Annotated in this window: 16 protein-coding genes, 1 tRNA gene and 1 pseudogene (1 of these 18 running past the window's edge); 4 read left to right on the top strand and 14 right to left on the bottom strand. The window is 39.1% G+C overall.

Features of this window, described 5'->3' with window-relative positions:
- Positions 1-3: 3 nt before the first annotated feature.
- Positions 4-303, bottom strand: coding sequence for a hypothetical protein (locus tag NSTCB13_RS03165; RefSeq protein ID WP_448271314.1), 300 nt, complete (start codon positions 301-303; stop codon positions 4-6).
- Between the two features lie 1,321 nt (positions 304-1,624).
- On the opposite strand from NSTCB13_RS03165, the gene NSTCB13_RS03160 reads away from it, so the two are divergent.
- Positions 1,625-2,847, top strand: a protein-coding gene (locus tag NSTCB13_RS03160; RefSeq protein WP_448270155.1) for an ISAzo13 family transposase whose coding sequence is annotated in 2 segments (ribosomal slippage) — positions 1,625-2,105 and positions 2,105-2,847 — 1,224 coding nt in all. Because the reading frame shifts where the segments join, the coding sequence is not laid out codon by codon here.
- 280 nt (positions 2,848-3,127) lie between these two features.
- Here the strand turns inward: NSTCB13_RS03160 and NSTCB13_RS03155 are convergent.
- Positions 3,128-3,940, bottom strand: coding sequence for a hypothetical protein (locus NSTCB13_RS03155; RefSeq protein WP_448271313.1), 813 nt, complete (start codon positions 3,938-3,940; stop codon positions 3,128-3,130).
- A gap of 2 nt (positions 3,941-3,942) precedes the next feature.
- The gene (locus NSTCB13_RS03150) at positions 3,943-4,512 is read right to left on the bottom strand and encodes a hypothetical protein (RefSeq protein ID WP_448271312.1); all 570 of its coding nucleotides are present in this window, start codon (positions 4,510-4,512) and stop codon (positions 3,943-3,945) included.
- 398 nt (positions 4,513-4,910) lie between these two features.
- Between NSTCB13_RS03150 and NSTCB13_RS03145 the strand changes: the two are divergent.
- Positions 4,911-5,726: pseudogene (locus NSTCB13_RS03145) on the top strand (IS5 family transposase).
- Positions 5,727-5,734: 8 nt separating this feature from the next.
- Here the strand turns inward: NSTCB13_RS03145 and NSTCB13_RS03140 are convergent.
- The 9 genes from NSTCB13_RS03140 to NSTCB13_RS03100 form a co-directional block, all read right to left on the bottom strand.
- Positions 5,735-6,052 carry an Arm DNA-binding domain-containing protein gene (locus tag NSTCB13_RS03140; protein WP_448271311.1) on the bottom strand — a complete coding sequence of 106 codons (318 nt, stop codon included), beginning with the start codon at positions 6,050-6,052 and terminating at the stop codon, positions 5,735-5,737.
- A gap of 122 nt (positions 6,053-6,174) precedes the next feature.
- Positions 6,175-6,248, bottom strand: a tRNA-Met gene (locus tag NSTCB13_RS03135).
- 165 nt (positions 6,249-6,413) lie between these two features.
- Positions 6,414-8,399 carry a peptidoglycan DD-metalloendopeptidase family protein gene (locus NSTCB13_RS03130; RefSeq protein WP_448271310.1) on the bottom strand — a complete coding sequence of 662 codons (1,986 nt, stop codon included), beginning with the start codon at positions 8,397-8,399 and terminating at the stop codon, positions 6,414-6,416.
- Complete coding sequence (locus NSTCB13_RS03125) at positions 8,362-8,700, bottom strand: hypothetical protein (RefSeq protein ID WP_448271309.1); 339 nt, start codon at positions 8,698-8,700, stop codon at positions 8,362-8,364. The genes NSTCB13_RS03130 and NSTCB13_RS03125 overlap by 38 nt, the downstream gene beginning before the upstream one ends.
- An 827-nt stretch (positions 8,701-9,527) precedes the next feature.
- Positions 9,528-9,989 (bottom strand): tRNA (cytidine(34)-2'-O)-methyltransferase, encoded by a 462-nt coding sequence (locus NSTCB13_RS03120; RefSeq protein WP_322674339.1) that lies wholly within the window; start codon positions 9,987-9,989, stop codon positions 9,528-9,530.
- 364 nt (positions 9,990-10,353) lie between these two features.
- Positions 10,354-11,493: a glutamate--cysteine ligase gene (gene gshA / locus NSTCB13_RS03115; protein WP_448273110.1), complete on the bottom strand. Its 1,140-nt coding sequence runs from the start codon at positions 11,491-11,493 to the stop codon at positions 10,354-10,356.
- Positions 11,494-11,694: 201 nt separating this feature from the next.
- A complete protein-coding gene (locus tag NSTCB13_RS03110; protein ID WP_448271308.1) occupies positions 11,695-13,503 on the bottom strand; it encodes a hypothetical protein in 1,809 nt (602 codons plus the stop codon).
- A 92-nt stretch (positions 13,504-13,595) separates the two neighbouring features.
- Entirely contained in the window at positions 13,596-14,108 is a 513-nt protein-coding gene (locus NSTCB13_RS03105; RefSeq protein WP_448268612.1) for a hypothetical protein, read from the bottom strand.
- A gap of 310 nt (positions 14,109-14,418) precedes the next feature.
- Positions 14,419-14,634: a hypothetical protein gene (locus tag NSTCB13_RS03100; RefSeq protein ID WP_445628324.1), complete on the bottom strand. Its 216-nt coding sequence runs from the start codon at positions 14,632-14,634 to the stop codon at positions 14,419-14,421.
- Between the two features lie 186 nt (positions 14,635-14,820).
- Here NSTCB13_RS03100 and NSTCB13_RS03095 point away from each other — a divergent pair, with 186 nt between their 5' ends.
- Entirely contained in the window at positions 14,821-15,210 is a 390-nt protein-coding gene (locus NSTCB13_RS03095) for a helix-turn-helix domain-containing protein (protein WP_445628212.1), read from the top strand.
- Positions 15,207-15,764 carry a transposase gene (locus NSTCB13_RS03090; protein WP_445632213.1) on the top strand — a complete coding sequence of 186 codons (558 nt, stop codon included), beginning with the start codon at positions 15,207-15,209 and terminating at the stop codon, positions 15,762-15,764. Before NSTCB13_RS03095 ends, NSTCB13_RS03090 begins: the two co-directional genes overlap by 4 nt.
- Before the next feature lie 117 nt (positions 15,765-15,881).
- Here NSTCB13_RS03090 and NSTCB13_RS03085 read toward each other — a convergent pair whose 3' ends face one another.
- Together NSTCB13_RS03085 and NSTCB13_RS03080 are read right to left on the bottom strand one after the other, a co-directional pair.
- The gene (locus NSTCB13_RS03085; protein ID WP_448271307.1) at positions 15,882-16,331 is read right to left on the bottom strand and encodes a hypothetical protein; all 450 of its coding nucleotides are present in this window, start codon (positions 16,329-16,331) and stop codon (positions 15,882-15,884) included.
- Positions 16,332-16,550: 219 nt separating this feature from the next.
- A protein-coding gene (locus tag NSTCB13_RS03080; protein WP_448271306.1) for a hypothetical protein crosses the window boundary here: on the bottom strand, positions 16,551-16,755 show its end. 542 nt of this gene lie beyond the right edge of the window; 205 of the gene's 747 nt are visible here — the last part of the coding sequence; the start codon falls outside the window, past its right edge; its stop codon occupies positions 16,551-16,553.

The following is a 16,755-nucleotide window of genomic DNA, read 5'->3' as shown; positions in this document are numbered from 1 at the left end:
TTATTAACTATGTAATTGTCCAACTATTAATAGTTCAGTATTAGGCTCTAAAGCAGTAATTTTTATTTTGATAATAGAAGTATTAATTAAAGAGTAACTCTTTGTTATTGCATTATCTGTTACTTCTGGGCTTATATCTTCCCAATCATCTACTAATTCTTGCAAAGTAAAGTTTATGCTAGCTGAAGCTACTATTTTAATATCTAATCTCTTATATTTATTAACAGCAATAGAAGTTTGATAACTACCTACTTGTAATAAACTTGGTATACCATAATCTTCATTGGTAAATTCTGTAATCATTAAAGGTACAGTGTCTACTAAATCTGTAACATAGTAATCTAAATAACTAATAGTGAACTGACCTGAAGAAGTCCAAGCACCATTGTCTGCTTTCTTTTCAATAAGAGCAGCTTTGTTTTCTAGTTCATAAGCTCTATCAACTTGTTTTAGTTCAATAGAGTTTAATCTCTTTTGATCACCTACAGCTAATTCTTTATCTTCTTCTCTAGCAATTTCAGCTAACTTAGCATTCTTTTCAGCTTCAATAATTTGAAGTCTTTCAGCTAAAGTTAATTGTCCCCCACTACTTCCTCCACTTGATTCACTAGAAGAAACCTGTAGTTGCTCTTTCCAAAAGGCAGAGGCAGTAATTTCATTAAGAATGTGTATTCTTAAATAAGCAAGAATTAAAAGGTCATAGTTAGCTTTACAAGCGCTAGTTAAGGCTTCATTCTTTTGAATATCTAAACCAGCAGCAGTTTGTAATTTAACTACAGGATCAGATACTAAAAAGTATTTGACACCAGCAGCGATTGTATTAAAAGCATCTGCGTGGTTAGCATTAATAATAGATAAATCAGTTATTTCTAATTCAGAATCACTAGCTTCACTATTTATTACTACTTCTAATACTGGGTTTCCAGTACCTACATTTCTTTCAGCTAAACTATAAAACTCTTGCTCTTCTCCTGAAGTAATACCAACTAATCTAACTCTAGTAGAATCATCATAGGCTGTTAAATCACTATTAAAAGTAGCATTAGCATTTATTAAACTAGTTAAATTTGCAGTTACATTAGCAACAGTATTAGCAGTAGCTACAAAAGAAACAGTTACATTATTATAAGTAACAGAAAATGTATTACCAATAGTAATTTGACTAGGATTTAAATAAGTTATTTGAGGAGTAGCAGGTATTAAAGTAGTAGTAGGTAAAGGCCCTACGTCTATTAGAGCTGATTCGTAAAGAAAATCTGAAGGATACTCAAGTCGTTACTAGGTCTGAGTTTCAGCGAATAAGTATTTTTTTGACTCAAATTCCTGAAATCCTTGCAAGACAAGTACTTTACTTGAGTTTACAAATTAGCTCTTAATCCTTTGCTAACTAAATCAGTTATAGAAGCAAAGGTAGTTTTCTTTAAAGTGTCTTCATCATATTGAGCGCCATAAACGTCAGATATCTGGGGGTCTAAGGGACTTCCAAAAAATAAAACATCCCATTTAAGATAATGATAATCATTTTAGGGGGGGGAGAAAGCGGCAGCCGATGGCTGCCGCTTTCTCCCCTCCTTTTTGTAGTAAATTCAGTAATGATGAATTTTTGGGTGCAGCAGAGGTGTCTATAGTATTAACTTCTTCACTGAAACAACTATTAAAACAAACAGCATCTCAATTAAAAGGTGCTGCAAAACGTAAGTTTATAGCGTCAACAGTCCAAGGTTTGGGTGTAGGTGGACAGAGACTTGCAGAATCGGAATTAGGATGGAATCGAGGTACTATCCGTAAAGGGATGAAAGAATTAACTAGTGGTGTTACCTGTATTGACAATATGAGCGCAAAAGGTCGCTATAAAGCAGAATTACATTTACCAAATCTCCTAGAAGATATCAAAAATTTAGTAGATTCCCAAAGCCAGACAGACCCAACTTTTAAAAGTCAAAGACTATATACTCGTCTCTGTGCTACCGAAGTGAGAAAGCAATTAATAGAAAAGTATGATTATAGGAATGAAGATTTACCTACGTCAGAAACGATTCGTCTGAAACTGAACCTCTTAGGCTATAACTTGAGACGAGTAGCTAAAGTTCAACCTCAAAAAAAATTCCCCAAACCGACGCAATCTTTGAGCAACTAGATATAGTAAATCAAAATGCATCTTCTGACGGAAGTGTCTTGCGTCTGTCGCTGGATGGAAAAGCTCGCGTCAAAATTGGCTCATTTGACCGAGGAGGTAAAAGCCGGGCTAAGGTCGAAGCTGATGACCATGATTATCATCCTAAAACAACCGTAACTCCTTATGGGATATTCCTTCCAGAGCTTGATGAACTTTTTTTATATTTTACGGAATCGAAAGTTACAAGCGATTTTATAGTTGATATTTTAGAGGATTTTTGGATGAGTGAGAAACATCGTTTTTCTCACGTTGAAACATTACTGCTCAATCAAGATAATGGGCCAGAGAATAGTTCTCGACGCACCCAGTTTATGAAACGTATAGTAGAGTTTGCCCAGAAATACTCATTGAATATACGTTTAGCTTACTATCCGCCTTACCATAGCAAATATAATCCCATAGAAAGAACATGGGCAGTATTAGAAAATCATTGGAACGGCAGCATCTTAGATGAAATAGAAACGGCTTTAAACTTGGCTGCTAGTATGACATGGAAGGGTAAACATCCAATTGTTAAGTTAGTTACTCAAACTTACGCCACCGGAGTGAAACTCACAAAAAAAGCTATGTCGGAAATTGAGAAACAAATTGAGCGTTTGACTCATTCTCAAAACGAATTTTTTCCCAATCTGGGTAATTGGTTTATTGATATTAATTTTGCCAAAACGTAAGTTATAAATAGTAATTTACAGCTTTATAGTCTTAAATAAACATAACTTCACTTTGCGGCTTGCTCGTGCGAGTGTAGATTTTTTCATGCTTACAAAGGGGGGAAGAGAGCGGCAGCCGACGGCTGCCGCTCTCTTCCCCTTAATAATGATTATCATTATTGAGTAACTGCCAAAAGATTAATTTTTGGGACAATTTATTCTTTGGAAGTCCCTAAGATAAGTACTTTCAAATAATTCCCAACTAATTGATGTGGCCATAATTATTAATATTTATATATAACTATATACTATCTTGAAAGTTAGCCATTAATTTGTAGCCAACCTTTTCTACATTCATATACAATCCACCTTTAAAAGTTTTAGATAAGAAATCAGGTTGAAGTAATAACTTTAAATCTGATTTAAAATAGTATCCATTTCTTTTAAGTAATTCTCTATTCTTTTCTTTATTGCTAATTAATTTAAAACTAATCTTTTCACTAACAGTACCCGCTTCTTCATCTACTATTAAGTCAGAGTAGGCTATAGCTGCATCAATACCACCAAGACTAGTAGGGTCTAGATATCCAACTAAGCTAGTTTTATAAATAAGACTTCCTGTTCTAGTACCTTTGCTAGTATCACTAACCTGTTTAGTTGCAAATAAAGTACTACCTGTAAGACTATCTACCGCATTGATATCATAAACTCTAAAATCTTGTCCAGGTAAAATTTTAGTAGTAATAGCAGTAATTAAATCACCGTCTTCTGTTGTGGTATAGCCTTTAATAATTTTAGGGGTAAATATTCTTTTTTCATTTCTAATAGCTACTGCTAACTTTGACCAAAACTCAGGATCACTTTTTAATTGCTTTAATAGATTATCAATATAATTAATAACCTTTGTTGTTTTATCTGCAACAACAGCTATTCCAAATAAACCTATACTATTATTATATAAAAGATAATTAGCTTTATAATTTCTTAGTAAGGCATAATTGCCATATACTGAAGCATCTTTCTTGTCAACATCTCCATATATTATTTTGTAAAGGTTATCTATAATAGCTGGGCTTAAATTAATCTGAAGTAAACCTGAGTCTGTGTTAGCCATAGTTATGTAAAATTAAAATCAAATGTCCCATTAAGAGAAGAGATAGTAGTAGCAGAAGCAGGTTGAGCAGAAAGCTGTATAACTATTACTCCCTCTTCTAAAATACTATTTTGTCCTACTTTAAATAATTGTCTATTATTCTTTAAATCTAAAAAAGGTATATCAAATCTCAACTCATAAGAATTAAGTTTATTTCCATTAGGAACTTGAGGATACCAATAATAAGGTATTGTAGTAACTAATAGAACGTCAGCAGGGGTAGTAGAAACTGAACCTGTAGGTAATGTTGGTAATTCTATTCCTGGGCTAATCTGAGGGCGTTTAATACCCTCTAATAGATAACCAGGTAAAGCCCAAGCTCTCTGAGTTTTCTGAATTACTTTAGGTCCATTAGAAGAGTTCTCTACTTCTTTAAACCTAACAGCACCATCATCAATAAAATAATTTATTCCAGAGGTAATATTACCTTTGTAATCAACAGCAAGTATTCCACTAAACTGGGATATTAAGTGAGATAGTGAATTTCTTTTTGCCATTAACTCATAATGTTCAATGGATGTAATTAAACTCATACTGTTATACCTGCTATATCTAAAAGTTGTTGAAGCACTGCAATGTCTATATCTATTCTGCTTGAATCTCCACCTGAAAGAAACCACATCCTACCAGCAGGAAGATTACTTTCTATGTCAAAGTTACCACTAGTAATAATCTCATAAGTCTTAATACCAGAAGCTATAACATTTTCTATAGGTAGAGTAGAGTTATCAAACTGTAGGGCATCAACTGTATAATCTTCAAAGTTACTAACTGATCTGATATTTCCAGAGTACTGCCAGAACTTTAAGCAGGTAGATTTACAATAATCAATTAACTCTTTAAGAGCTGATTCGTAAAGAAAATCTAAAGAGAACCAAATCTACCGTGACTAAGGTTATAGGCTAAATCGAGTGTAGTTATTTTCTTGTTGATGAGCCATCTACCTGCGATTGAAAATCCGCGCCGCAAACCCTACCCAAGTGATTTAAGCGATGCTGAATGGTTAATTCTCAAGCCTCTTCTACCTACACCCAAGGGATTTGGACATCCTGTAGAAGTAGATTTACGAGAAATTCTCAACGCGATTTTCTACGTGCAACGTACTGGGTGTCAGTGGGAAATGTTGCCTCATGACCTTCCTCCTTACACAACGGTGTATGGCTACTTTCAAAAATGGCAGCGCAAAGGCATTTGGCAGAAAATTCACGGGCCTTGTACGCCATCAACTACGACAAGATTTAGGACGAGATGAACTGTCTACCGTTGCGATCGCAGATTCTCAGTCGGTGAAGACGACGGAAAAAAAGGGGAGATCTACGGTTTCGATGGTGGTAAAAAGGTTAAAGGGCGTAAGCGCCATATAGTGGTGGATTCTCAGGGGTTGTTGATTGGTGTTTTAGTGACCGAAGCCAATGCTTCGGAGCGTTTAGGAGCCGTCGTTGTGCTACATGAGGCTGTTGACGAATTGTCCAAATTAGAAGTTGTTTGGGTAGATCAGGGCTATTCAGGCGAAAACTTTGCTCAAGCAGTTAGGCAAGTTTGCGGTGAACAGGTTCGTGTTGAGGTGATCCAAAGGAACTCAAAAACATTTGAGCGTTTACCGAAACGATGGATTGTAGAACGTACATTCGGGTGGCTCAATCGATTTCGGCGTTTGAGTAAGGATTATGAGTTGTATACAGAGTTAAGTGAAGCAATGATTTATGGCTCGTTGATTCGTCTGATGGTAAAGCGCATGGCTTCTTAAGCTTTTGTTTACAAATCAGCTCTTAGAGTTGATTCCTGTACTTGACCGCTTTTAAACTGAGTGTACTTTTCCCATAACTCAAGTAGGCTGTATACCTTTTGTTTCTTAGGGGTAGGGGTGTGATCAGTTTTGTATTTGGCAAGGGTAGGGTCAAAATAACCAGCTAGGATATCTAACTCTATTCGTCGTGCCTGAATCTCAGCAGCCACTCTATTCTCAACAGTGTCAGCTAAATTTAAGGATAAGTATTTCTGATTGCCATTAAATAAAGCTCTAGGAAATCTTAATCTAAGATAACCTTTAGATACTTCAATACCAACTTTCATGGTAGTCCTTTGACTATTTTGGATAGTCACTGGATAGTCAAAGGAGAGTTAAAACAAAGATTCAGCTTCCATGACCACCAATGTACAGAAGCTGAAACACTTATATTATCTTACTTTTAAAATGGCTCAGGTCGGAGTTGAACCAACGACCCCAGGCTTATGAGTCCCGTGCTCTAACCAACTGAGCTACTGAGCCATGTTTTTCAAAATCATTAACTACTATAGCATATAAATTTGCTCAAGACTAGTCTGTTTTGCAATTTTGTTAGAACTTTCATTCTTATTGAGGTAATAAAAGTAGAAGAGGGAGGTAAACTCCCTCAACTAATAAAGCAATGATTTAGTTAAAGAGAACTAAGAATTACAGGCGTTGTGGTAGAAAGGCTATTGGGTTAACAGCACCCTTGCCTGATGGATGAATTTCAAAGTGGCTGTGTGGGCCAGTGCTGTGACCAGTAGTACCCATTAAAGCAATTGTTTCTCCTTGATGTACCTGTTGACCCGGTTGCACCAGAATCTTGCTGTTATGAGCATAGCGAGTGCTGCTGCCATCAGGATGATGGATTTCGACGAGGTTGCCGTAGCCACCATTGTTCCAGCCGGCTTTTTCTATCGTACCGTCAGCTGAGGCAACAACTGGCGTGCCAGTGGAGTTAGCAATATCAATTCCCTTGTGGGGTCTTCCCCAACGCATACCAAAGCCAGAAGTGAGAGTACCCTTCGTTGGCCAGATATAAGCCAAAGTTGAACTAGATGGAGGAGGCGTAAGTTCGTCAATGGGTCTGGGAAGATATTGATCCACTGCTGCCAAAGGCGGTAATACCTGTGGAGAAACTGTGGTTCCTCGCATCTTTCCTAAAGAGTCAGAGGCATTTACTTTTCCAGGAGGCGTTGCCACCCTTGTCGCAGATTGAGTCCGAGAGGGAGTCCACTGGCTAGCAGAACCTAGATTAGGCAAGAATTCTGGGTTTACTGCTTCGGTAGGGCGTACAGTAGTACGCAATTGGGGCTTAGGCTGAACGCTATAGTTAGCCCGAATCGGTGTCGGAACTGGAATTGGTATTGCTACACTATTTGGTCTAGATGCAGAGTTAGGTACACTGAAATTATTGGGCGTAGAAATAGGAGTGAGTATAGCAGCATTATTTGCTTTGATCGCTGCTGCTGGCACAACTAAATTACCAGACTGTTGAGCGCGATATTTCTGCTGTAATCTCTGGATTTCCGCTTGTAAGCCCCGCAAACGGTCATTATTGTTATTGTTTACCCTTGCTACCCTATTTACTGGTGTCTTCGGCTGTTGCATTTCGGCAAAAGCTTGTGGCACTGGAATATCACCACCGACGCCATTAGACTTAGCTGTCGGGGGGGCCGTTTCTAAGTCGGTTGCACTATTTGCCTGAATCTGTACAGTTACCGGTGCAGGGACGGCAACGCTACTGTTGTCGGCAATAGTTGGTGATGGTGAACTAGGTAGATATGAGTTAGCACTACCAATATTCAAAGGGGAGGTAGCAACATTAGGAGTTTTGCTAGACTCTACAAAAGTCGGCTGATTCGCTACAGTTGCCTCAACTTTAACGGTAGGAATTTGAACCGCAGGAATTTGAACCGCAGGAATAACTAGTTTTTGACTAATTCGCAGTTCATTGGGATTATTGAGGTTATTTGCTTTAACTAGTTCTGATACTGAAGTGTTGTATCTGCTGGCGATCGCTGCTAGTGTATCTCCAGGTTTAACTTCATAAGCTGTATGCGTCGAGGAGGCAATCACTATTGGCGCCGATGGTACAGATGCAGTGTCTCTTGGCTTCTGTTTTAACTTCGATACCAGGTTCGCTTGGCTTGCATCGCTAGAAGTATCTGACTGGACTGCTAATGCAGTCTTCTCAACCACAGTTGTCGGCTGCGCCAATTCTATATCAGCTTGTGATAAATTTTTGGTCTCTCCAGACTGCAACTGCGCCAGACTCTTTCTTAAGCGGTTCGATTTTTCTTGTAAGCGATTTAGTGCGAACTCTTGTTGCGCCTTAAGTTGTGCATTTATTTCACTGTTAACTGCGGTTGACGTTGCCACTGTTTGTGGCTGGGCAGTTAGTGATGTATTTGTACTATCAACACCATCAGCACTATAGTCAGACAGCTTATTGACTGTTGGAAAACTAGTTTCGGCTAAGGTATTGTTCAATCCCTGTGCCATTTTGGGCTTCAGGTAAGTAGAATTTTTATCACCTGCTGTTGTTTGAGAAAACGTGTTTGATGCAGGAACTTGCAAAGATATTCCACTTGCCGCGACTTGCCATTTAGCTTCAAGCCCAGGCACTTGTGATACTGCCGTTGGTTCCACGATTACAGGATTTTCCGGCACGCTCGCTGATGAGACTGCTTGGGGACTCCAGCTTTGTGGAGGCAAATTTCACTTTGGTGTCAGGAACAGCAGGAATCGCTGAAGTTGCCTTTTGGCTACCTACTGGCACCGCTGCTTGGGCTTGATCGCTTTGTCGAGTCACCAAAAGGCTGGTTGCTCCCATAGAGATTGCCAAGCCAATCATCGCCGCTTTTGTCCGCACCCGGCTGTTCACTTTTGGATTCATCACATTTAGCAGTTCTACCGGGGCATCATCGCTGCTAGGGGTATTGTTCAACACAGCTTTTACTCTCTTTTTCAATGCTCGTTTCAAAGACGACCTCCTTACGATCACTAGCGCTTAACTAACCTCGATTTTTCAGTTGGATACTAGTCAATGATTTAGATCGCAACAAATGATAGATCGAGATCACATTCACCAGAGATGCTTACGCAAGATTAACCTGCTTCTCTGATTTAGACAAGTTCACATCTGTTTGCAAAACTTAAATTTTGCTGTGTTTACTTGTCCGAACCACTCCTAACACCACTTAGGACGAGATTTTATTCTTTACCATTATCCGCGCTTGTCTTGCGTCAATCACGGGGACTGGACAAATTATTTGCCAAGTCCAAGTCGCTGCTAAAAATTAAATTGCGGCGACTTCTGGAAAAGTTATGCCCCCTGCTGTAGATATCTTCAAGATATTTCTACCCCATCCGTCTTCTCAACACGAGACTTTACGTTGATTATTCCCTAAAAAACAACCGTATTAACTATCGGCTACTTTTGGGCTAATTTCTGTCCTCGATCGAGCAAAAATAGCTCAAATGTAATACATGACTGGATTTTAGCAATTTCGTTCCTAGTTTAGGATGTTTTAAATTCATCAAAATCTATCATTCAAATTTGGCAATATCCCAAGTTTTATATACAAATTTCTTATAATAACCTTACTATACTTGTAAGTATCTTCCACTACATTTCGCGAATAAACCCATTTTTTGGTATATTGTTTTACATATTCTTGCCATCATCAAGAAAATTTTTACAGTCACAAATAAATCGTCTAATAGGTTTATGGAAAGCTTATAAGTAAATACACTTATAAGCAGTCATGTAAACAACTATTCTAAATAGCCTAACTGGCGACGGGTTTCAAATAAGCCTATTGCTACACTCACTGACAGATTCAAGCTACGAACCCCTGGTTGGCTCATGGGAATATAGACGGTAGCATCGCAATCTGACAGAATTGCTGGTGGTAAACCCGTGGTTTCACTACCGAACAGTAGCCAATCATCAGGTTGAAACTGAAAGCTTACATAATTACAATTTCCATTAACCGTATAACCCAACCATCTGCCGCCACGCCTCTGATGTACGGTTTTAAAGGCTTCTAGTGATTCGTGATAGTGTAGTTTGACATAAGGCCAGTAATCTAAACCGGCTCTTTTGAGGTAGCGATCGCTAATTTCAAACCCTAAAGGCCCCACCAAATGCAACTCTGTACCTGTAGCTGCACAAGTACGGGCAATATTACCTGTATTAGGAGGTATCTGCGGGTTAACTAAAACTACCTGAGGCATTATCCGTACAATTTAGGTATTGTATAAAAAAATTTATTGTCAATGTTAAATCTACCAAAAGGTAGAGGCTATTCATAGGTTTTGTTAATAATAATCAAGCATCCTCTATCGATTAGATTTTTAAAAGGAAGTACAAATTAGCCCAGATCAATGCCTGAGAGGATATTTGGCTACAATCAGGAAATATTAAGTTTTGTGTAGACAAAGTAAGTGCTTGTGTCTTTTAGGGCTGGTAGTGCCTGCAATAAAATCTACCATTTGTATGAAGACGGGAATGGGGAATGGGGAGTAGAGGTGAGGGGATGAGGGGACAAGAACATAAACAAAGTGTTTTCTCAATGCCTAATCCCCAATGTCTTTTGAGTTAACCCAGCAGCGACGAACATAATTTGTCTTCGAGTTCGATTTCGCGCTCTTGGGTGGCAATAATAGCCTGAGTGATGACGCGCTGGGTGTCAAAACCAACTGCGTGTAATTGCAACCACTGTTGAGCTTCATTGCCTTCGCGGAGGATTTTGTGCAAAGGGGAAAGGAAACAGCTAAAACCTTGTTGCTTGGCGATCGCCCAAACATCTTGGTAAATTTCGGCAATCCAATCTCTGGCTACAATACTTCTGCCATCTTGCCAATGCCTCAACTGAGCATCAAGACTACCAGCAGCAGCAGCAGCTTCGTTGTCAGCAGTCAGGGTGACAAGTTCTTCAGCAGAGAAAGTGCTTTGGGTTAACGGATCGATGCTGGGATTTTCGATTATTTGCAACAAACGCGCTTCTAATAAGGCAGTAATAGCTAATAAGGCAATGGGATCTGTGACTAAATCGCAAATTCGTAGTTCTAGGCGATTCAAGTCATAAGGACGGCGATCGCCATTTGGTCGCACCGATGCCCACAAATGCCTTACATTCTGCATGGTTCCGGCAACGAGTTGATCTTCCACCCACTGGATATGATCGGCGTGGCTGGCAAATAAGGGCACATGGCTGGGCGTTTGTGGGAAAACGCCCCAACGTGTGGAATGATAGCCGGTAGCTTTGCCATCCAAGAACGGAGATGAGGCGCTGAGAGCGAGAAATAGGGGTGCTTCCATACGGATTACCCGACACGCCCGCATCAATACTTCTGGGTCGCTGATGCCTATATTGATGTGTACGCTAGCGGTGACTACTTTCGTGCCGTAGGTGTTCTCAATGTAGTCATGATAGGGGTTTGCTGGATCGGAACGCACAAAGCGATCGCCCCCACCCAAAGATAAAGTACTCCCTGGTATTAAGGTGTAATCGCCCAAACGATTGAGGTAGTTTCGCAACTCCCGCCGGGGACGCAGCAAGGCACACAACAAATTTTCGTAATTATGGGATGGTTGAGTTATGTACTCGACGTTGCGGCTATCTGGTTCGCGCATAAATCCATCCAAAGCCGCAACAATTTTGTCGGAGAGACCGACGATTTCACCTTGAGGCGTGCCCGTGTACATCTCAATCTCAAAGCCTTTTAATAAGACCACCTTGTTCTCCTCGGCTCTCTCTACCCATAAATTGTATCGAACAAGACGAATCTCTGGATCTATCTTTAAGTCAATCAAAGGTTAAGAATCATTTAATTGACAATCCCCGCCAAATCAAGACGGTATATTTCAGACGGCATATTTCTCGATTGTCTTTGATAAATTATTACTATTGAAGTATGAAAAATATCCCAGTGCGGGTTAAGTGCGGTACAAAATAAAATGATTGCGTGAATCACTCTCTTGAACAATATTGAGACGTATAAACTGCGCCCATACTTCATCATTAAGTAAGTTTAAAGCAGTTTCAGGATTATTAATTGCGATCGCGCCGATAACTTTCCGCCATCCCTGTTGCAATTGCTCAATAAAAGCTTCTTCAACAGAAACTTGACTGAGTAACGAAAGTGCAGTTTGAAAACTTGTTGAATCACCTGATAGGTTTTTCGATTTTAATCCCTGTAGTGCTACATTTAACCATACAGGCAAAAGTTCAAACCAATTATTTTTTTGTATCTCTTTGAGTACAATATCTTCCATACCTAGCGCACTCCAGATACATAAAGACTCTACAGCCAATTGATAATCACGGTTTTCGAGAGCATTTTGCCATAATTTTTGAGCGTGATTTTGGAAGCGATTAGCGAGAAATTCATAAGCTTCCTGGACTTGAAGGGGAATTGTAACTTTATAAACTGACTCGTCTAGTGGTAGGTAATTACCGCGATCAGATAGCCACTTATGAGAGCCGCAAAGATAGATTTCTCGATCGACTATTACTTCTTTGACATGGGAATCTCCCAAACAAAAAACCTGTACGGATGGTAACCCATCGGGTGTTTTTATCGCTCGAAGTTTTTTTTCCACTTCTGGTGGAATTGGTTTATCTTCATTTTCTAGTTGCTGCGTAATTCCATATCCAATTAAAATCCATACTCCGCGATTAGCTAATTTCTGTAATAGAGTCAGAAATTTTTCATTAACAACTGCTTGATTCATCCAAGGAGAATAAATCAGAACTTGGCTTTTCGCCGAATTTAAAACTTCTAAAAAAGCTTGGCTAATTTGTCCATTCCGTAGCTGAATTGCTTGACCTACTACTGATTTTTTAGAAGTTTCTAGAGCCTTTGTGCAAATATTTTTGAGTCTAGCTTCTATTTCAGTATTTTTCAGCTTGAGAATGGTTTCACGTTCATAATTGATGGTTGCAATTGAAAATTTACATAATTTTTGCAAAGAGATTTTTCCTTCACTATGTAGCATTTCTAACCAATTGGATGCTGACTCTAAGATTTGTTTTCCATTTCTTATTTGAATACTCAATTTATCTTCAAGGGCATCAAATATAATGAAAATCGATATCTTTCTCCAAATTTTTTGAGTTGAAGCTAGCACCTTACAGGAAGTGACAATTTTTCCCTCTTCTGAAACATGAAGTCCTAAACCTGAAGCTTGAATACTTTTTTGGATTTCCTCAAGAGGTAAGGAAGCAATATCAGCAATTGTATTATCAATATTTATAAAGTCTGCCAAATCAGGCAAATTTATTACTGTCTCATTTAAGGATTCAAATTGAAAGGTTATCTTATCGCTTAAAGGGTCTGTAATAGCATAAATTTGTATAGGATATGGCGGCTGTGGCACTGACCCTTTTTCATAAAACGATCGACCTTCAGGAGTAACTGTTAGTGGCGATGTTGGTGATAGAGTTTGTAAAGAACGAAGTGTTGCAGTAGTAGTTTTAATAAATACAGAATCCAGCCCAAGTATAGAGGCTAATTCATCTTCTGTTGGCGGAGGTTGAAATTCAATAGCAGCACGGATGATAAATTCTTCGAGTACGTTAAACTGGCGGGGTTCTTTGATGCTCACTTCTACCGAAGTTTGAAGCAAACTATAACGGAATTGACGCGCTGCTAAAACTGATAAACTAAAACTTTGCGCTTCAATTTCGTCTACTAAATTTTTGAGATTGTCATCAATGGGTTTAGCAGAAGAGGCTAGAAACATCAACGTAACAAGATTGAATAATTCAATTTCTACAAATACTTGTAACCTATGAGGCAAACTAATTTTATGCTTTCAAAAAATATTGGTGACGACTAGTCCACCAAGTAAATCCAGCACCAGTCAGACAATTTTGGATTTGAAATACTTCGACTTACCTCGGCTCCGCTACCTCGACTTCGCTCGGCACAAGTCGGTACGAGTCGCTCGGTACAAGTTTTGGATTTTGGATTGACCCCATAGATAAATCTAGGGGCTTGGGAATTTGATATACTTCGACTTACCTCGGCTCCGCTACCTCGACTTCGCTCGGCACAAGTCGGTACGAGTCGCTCAGTACAAGTTTGAGATTTGAGATTAACTCCATAAATGAATTTAGGAGCTTGTACCATCAAGGAATGTCGGTCACAAACATTAGCAGACCATAAATTGCCCCAATAAATAATGGTCATTGTAGGACTGTTCAGTAGTGTAGGTGTAGAAGCGATCGCGATCGCCAGTGTCCCATTTTGAATTCCTACTTCTACTGTAATTGCTGTAAAACGTTTTTCTCCTAATCCGGTTAAAGTAGCGATCGCAAAACCTAAAGTTATTGCAACTATATTCAAAACTAGAGTTGCCCAGCCTACATCTATGACATAAGAAACAATAGCGTCACTGAAAGAGCAATATCACCCCCAGCCAAAAACGTAATCATATTACTTCCATCCTTAACCCGCGTTGATAACAATAAAAGTACCTCTGGATTTTACCGTATTCCCGTTAAAATTCTCGTTATTGCTTGTGACAATCAATATAATTAACCACAGATCGATATAGATTCTCATAGAGGCGCACAGATGTACGCCCCTAAGCAAGCCTATATTTTCTTCAAATGAGAATCGCTACAGCAGGCAGATTTCATCGAAGAGGAGTGGTTTATACCTCTTCTAAGGGTGGTAGAGATTTAGAAGAACTAGCGCTACTTTCTGGTGTTGAAAGTTCATCATTTACAACTCCATCCCATGAATAATTGCAGATTTTAGTGCGAAGTAATGTACCAAATGTCAGGTTAATTACTACAGCAAAGGAATCGATAAAAATTAGATTCAAAAAGCGATCGATCATTAGACCCCCTTGAGCTAACTTGAGCATCAAGTGATATTTGCTTTCTTACTACACATGCCACAATGTCTTTTCCAGAAATGCATCGTGTATTAATACTTGTCGGTTGGGTCGCATAGCTAACTGTGTGCCCATAATATAAATATAATTTGGGATAAATTACAGCACTTTCGAGGTAAATGAGGTACACATAATATTGGTGTATCAAGACTTAAAATGAAAGCATACTCAATCGATTTACGAGAAAAAATAGTAAATACTTACGAAAAGGGTGGTACTTCAATAAGAAAGGTTGCTGTGCAATTTGGTGTAGCAAAAAGCTATGTGCAAAAGCTAATCCAACTTCATAGAGTGCAAGGACATCTAGAACCTAAAAAGCAAGGTGGAGCCATGAAGGGTAGGTTAGATGATTTCGTGAGCGAATTAGCCGAAATGGTTCAAATTTACCCAGACGCAACTTTATTGGAATATTGCGAATATTTTGGAGAAAAATACAACGTTTGGGTGTGTGCAAGTGTGATGTGTTGTGCATTACAAAAACAAAAATTAACGCGAAAAAAAAGTGAAAGTGCAGCCAAGGAAAAACAGAAAGAGTCCAAAAACTGAGAATAGAGTATTGGGAGAAAGTAAAGCAAGTAGACCCAGAAGACCTTGTATTTATAGATGAAATGGGTGTTTTACTTGGCTTAACTAGAACTCATCAAAGAAGCGAGCGCGGTACTAGAACGTATAATTTTAAACCATATTATCGGGGAGCAAAAATAAGTGTAATCGGAGGAATTAGCTTAAAGAAGGTTTTAGCCGTGATGACTTTAAACGGCTCAATGGATGGAGATGCATATAAAGTTTTTGTAGAACATTTTTTACTTCCGCAATTATGGGTTGGTGCAGTCGTTGTAATGGATAATCTACCTGCTCATAAAGTCGAAGAGATTAAGCTTTTGATTGAAGGAGTGGGAGCAAGTGTTCTTTATCTATCTCCTTATTCTCCTGAATTCAATCCAATTGAACATTGGTGGTCACAATTAAAAGCTTTTCTGAAACAATTTTCTCCCAAGAGTGCATCTGTCGTTGATGGTTTAATTAAAATTGCGCTGAAACTAGTTGATCCAAAGCATCTAAAAAATTGGTTTACTAATTGCTGCTACTGTACCTCATGAACCTCAAATTTGCTGTATTTTTTGGAAGTCTCTAAATAATAGACTAGACAAGCGATCGCTGAGAAATGCAGCACTCAAGCTGGAAGATGGATTATAGCGAATATCTGTATTCACATCCTACTTATTACCCGTCAATGCTGAAACTGCTACCTGCAAAGGTAACTTTCCCGGACGCCAAAATAATTCTGCTAAGGCTCTAGCCGATTCGTCATACACTCCACCTAAACCTACTGTCAGATTTTCCGATGAACCCCAACGCCCAGCAATTCCGCCCCGAAAGTCAGAAAAGTTACCCAACAAACTTTGATTTTCCACAAAATCCCGTCGTAAGCCACCAGAAACGATTAATCCTGAAGCACCTGCTAGTAATTGTCCTAGTACTGTCGAAAAAGTAGCCTCTTGAATTTCTGGTTGGGCGGTGAGTCGTCCTTGGGGATAGAGCAAGATGCGATAATTGTTGCCCAAAAATTGATTTTGGCTTTTAATATTTTCAAAACGGTAAATGCCAGAAGAATCAACTAAAATTTCGGCAATCACGCGAGCGCCAAAACCTTGCACCAATCGCACTAATGTACCTGGTTCAGCCTTACCAGAAATTGTCCGTCCAATAGAATCTGCTTGTAACCGTTGGCGAGGATCGGAAGAACCACCACTGAAGGGTTGAGGTGGTACTAACCCCCGTCGTTGAATGGATATAAAACCCCAATAGTCTCCTATTCCTTGAGCCTGCCAAAACGTTGGCTGGGAACCTACAAAATAATCAGTTGAATTAGTTTGTCGAAGAAACTACGCTTCGGCAATATTCCAAGTTTGCGGATTTTCTAAATTTGGTTGATCGGTGCGGATGAACCACGAACCACCAAAAGCACTACCAACACCAAGAAAATCACCTCTATAGTTTGTTGCTCTGCTAGCACTACCGCTAACATTTACCTTCTGTTCAATTGCGGCGATACTAAACTTTTGAGGTGCAACGTGTGGTAATCTTTCT

The sequence above is a fragment of the Nostoc sp. DSM 114160 genome (assembly GCF_053470305.1).
The sequence above is the reverse complement of the archived record's forward strand: the minus strand, read 5'-3'. Positions and strand labels throughout refer to the sequence as shown.

Bases quoted from the DNA above. Each gene is read 5' to 3' on its own strand.
- NSTCB13_RS03165 (WP_448271314.1), bottom strand. From the start codon at position 303: ATGATTACAGAATTTACCAATGAAGATTATGGTATACCAAGTTTATTA.
- NSTCB13_RS03155 (WP_448271313.1), bottom strand. From the start codon at position 3,940: ATGGCTAACACAGACTCAGGTTTACTTCAGATTAATTTAAGCCCAGCT.
- NSTCB13_RS03150 (WP_448271312.1), bottom strand. From the start codon at position 4,512: ATGAGTTTAATTACATCCATTGAACATTATGAGTTAATGGCAAAAAGA.
- NSTCB13_RS03140 (WP_448271311.1), bottom strand. From the start codon at position 6,052: ATGAAAGTTGGTATTGAAGTATCTAAAGGTTATCTTAGATTAAGATTT.
- NSTCB13_RS03120 (WP_322674339.1), bottom strand. From the start codon at position 9,989: ATGCCTCAGGTAGTTTTAGTTAACCCGCAGATACCTCCTAATACAGGT.
- NSTCB13_RS03110 (WP_448271308.1), bottom strand. From the start codon at position 13,503: ATGTTTCTAGCCTCTTCTGCTAAACCCATTGATGACAATCTCAAAAAT.
- NSTCB13_RS03100 (WP_445628324.1), bottom strand. From the start codon at position 14,634: ATGCTCAAGTTAGCTCAAGGGGGTCTAATGATCGATCGCTTTTTGAAT.
- NSTCB13_RS03095 (WP_445628212.1), top strand. From the start codon at position 14,821: ATGAAAGCATACTCAATCGATTTACGAGAAAAAATAGTAAATACTTAC.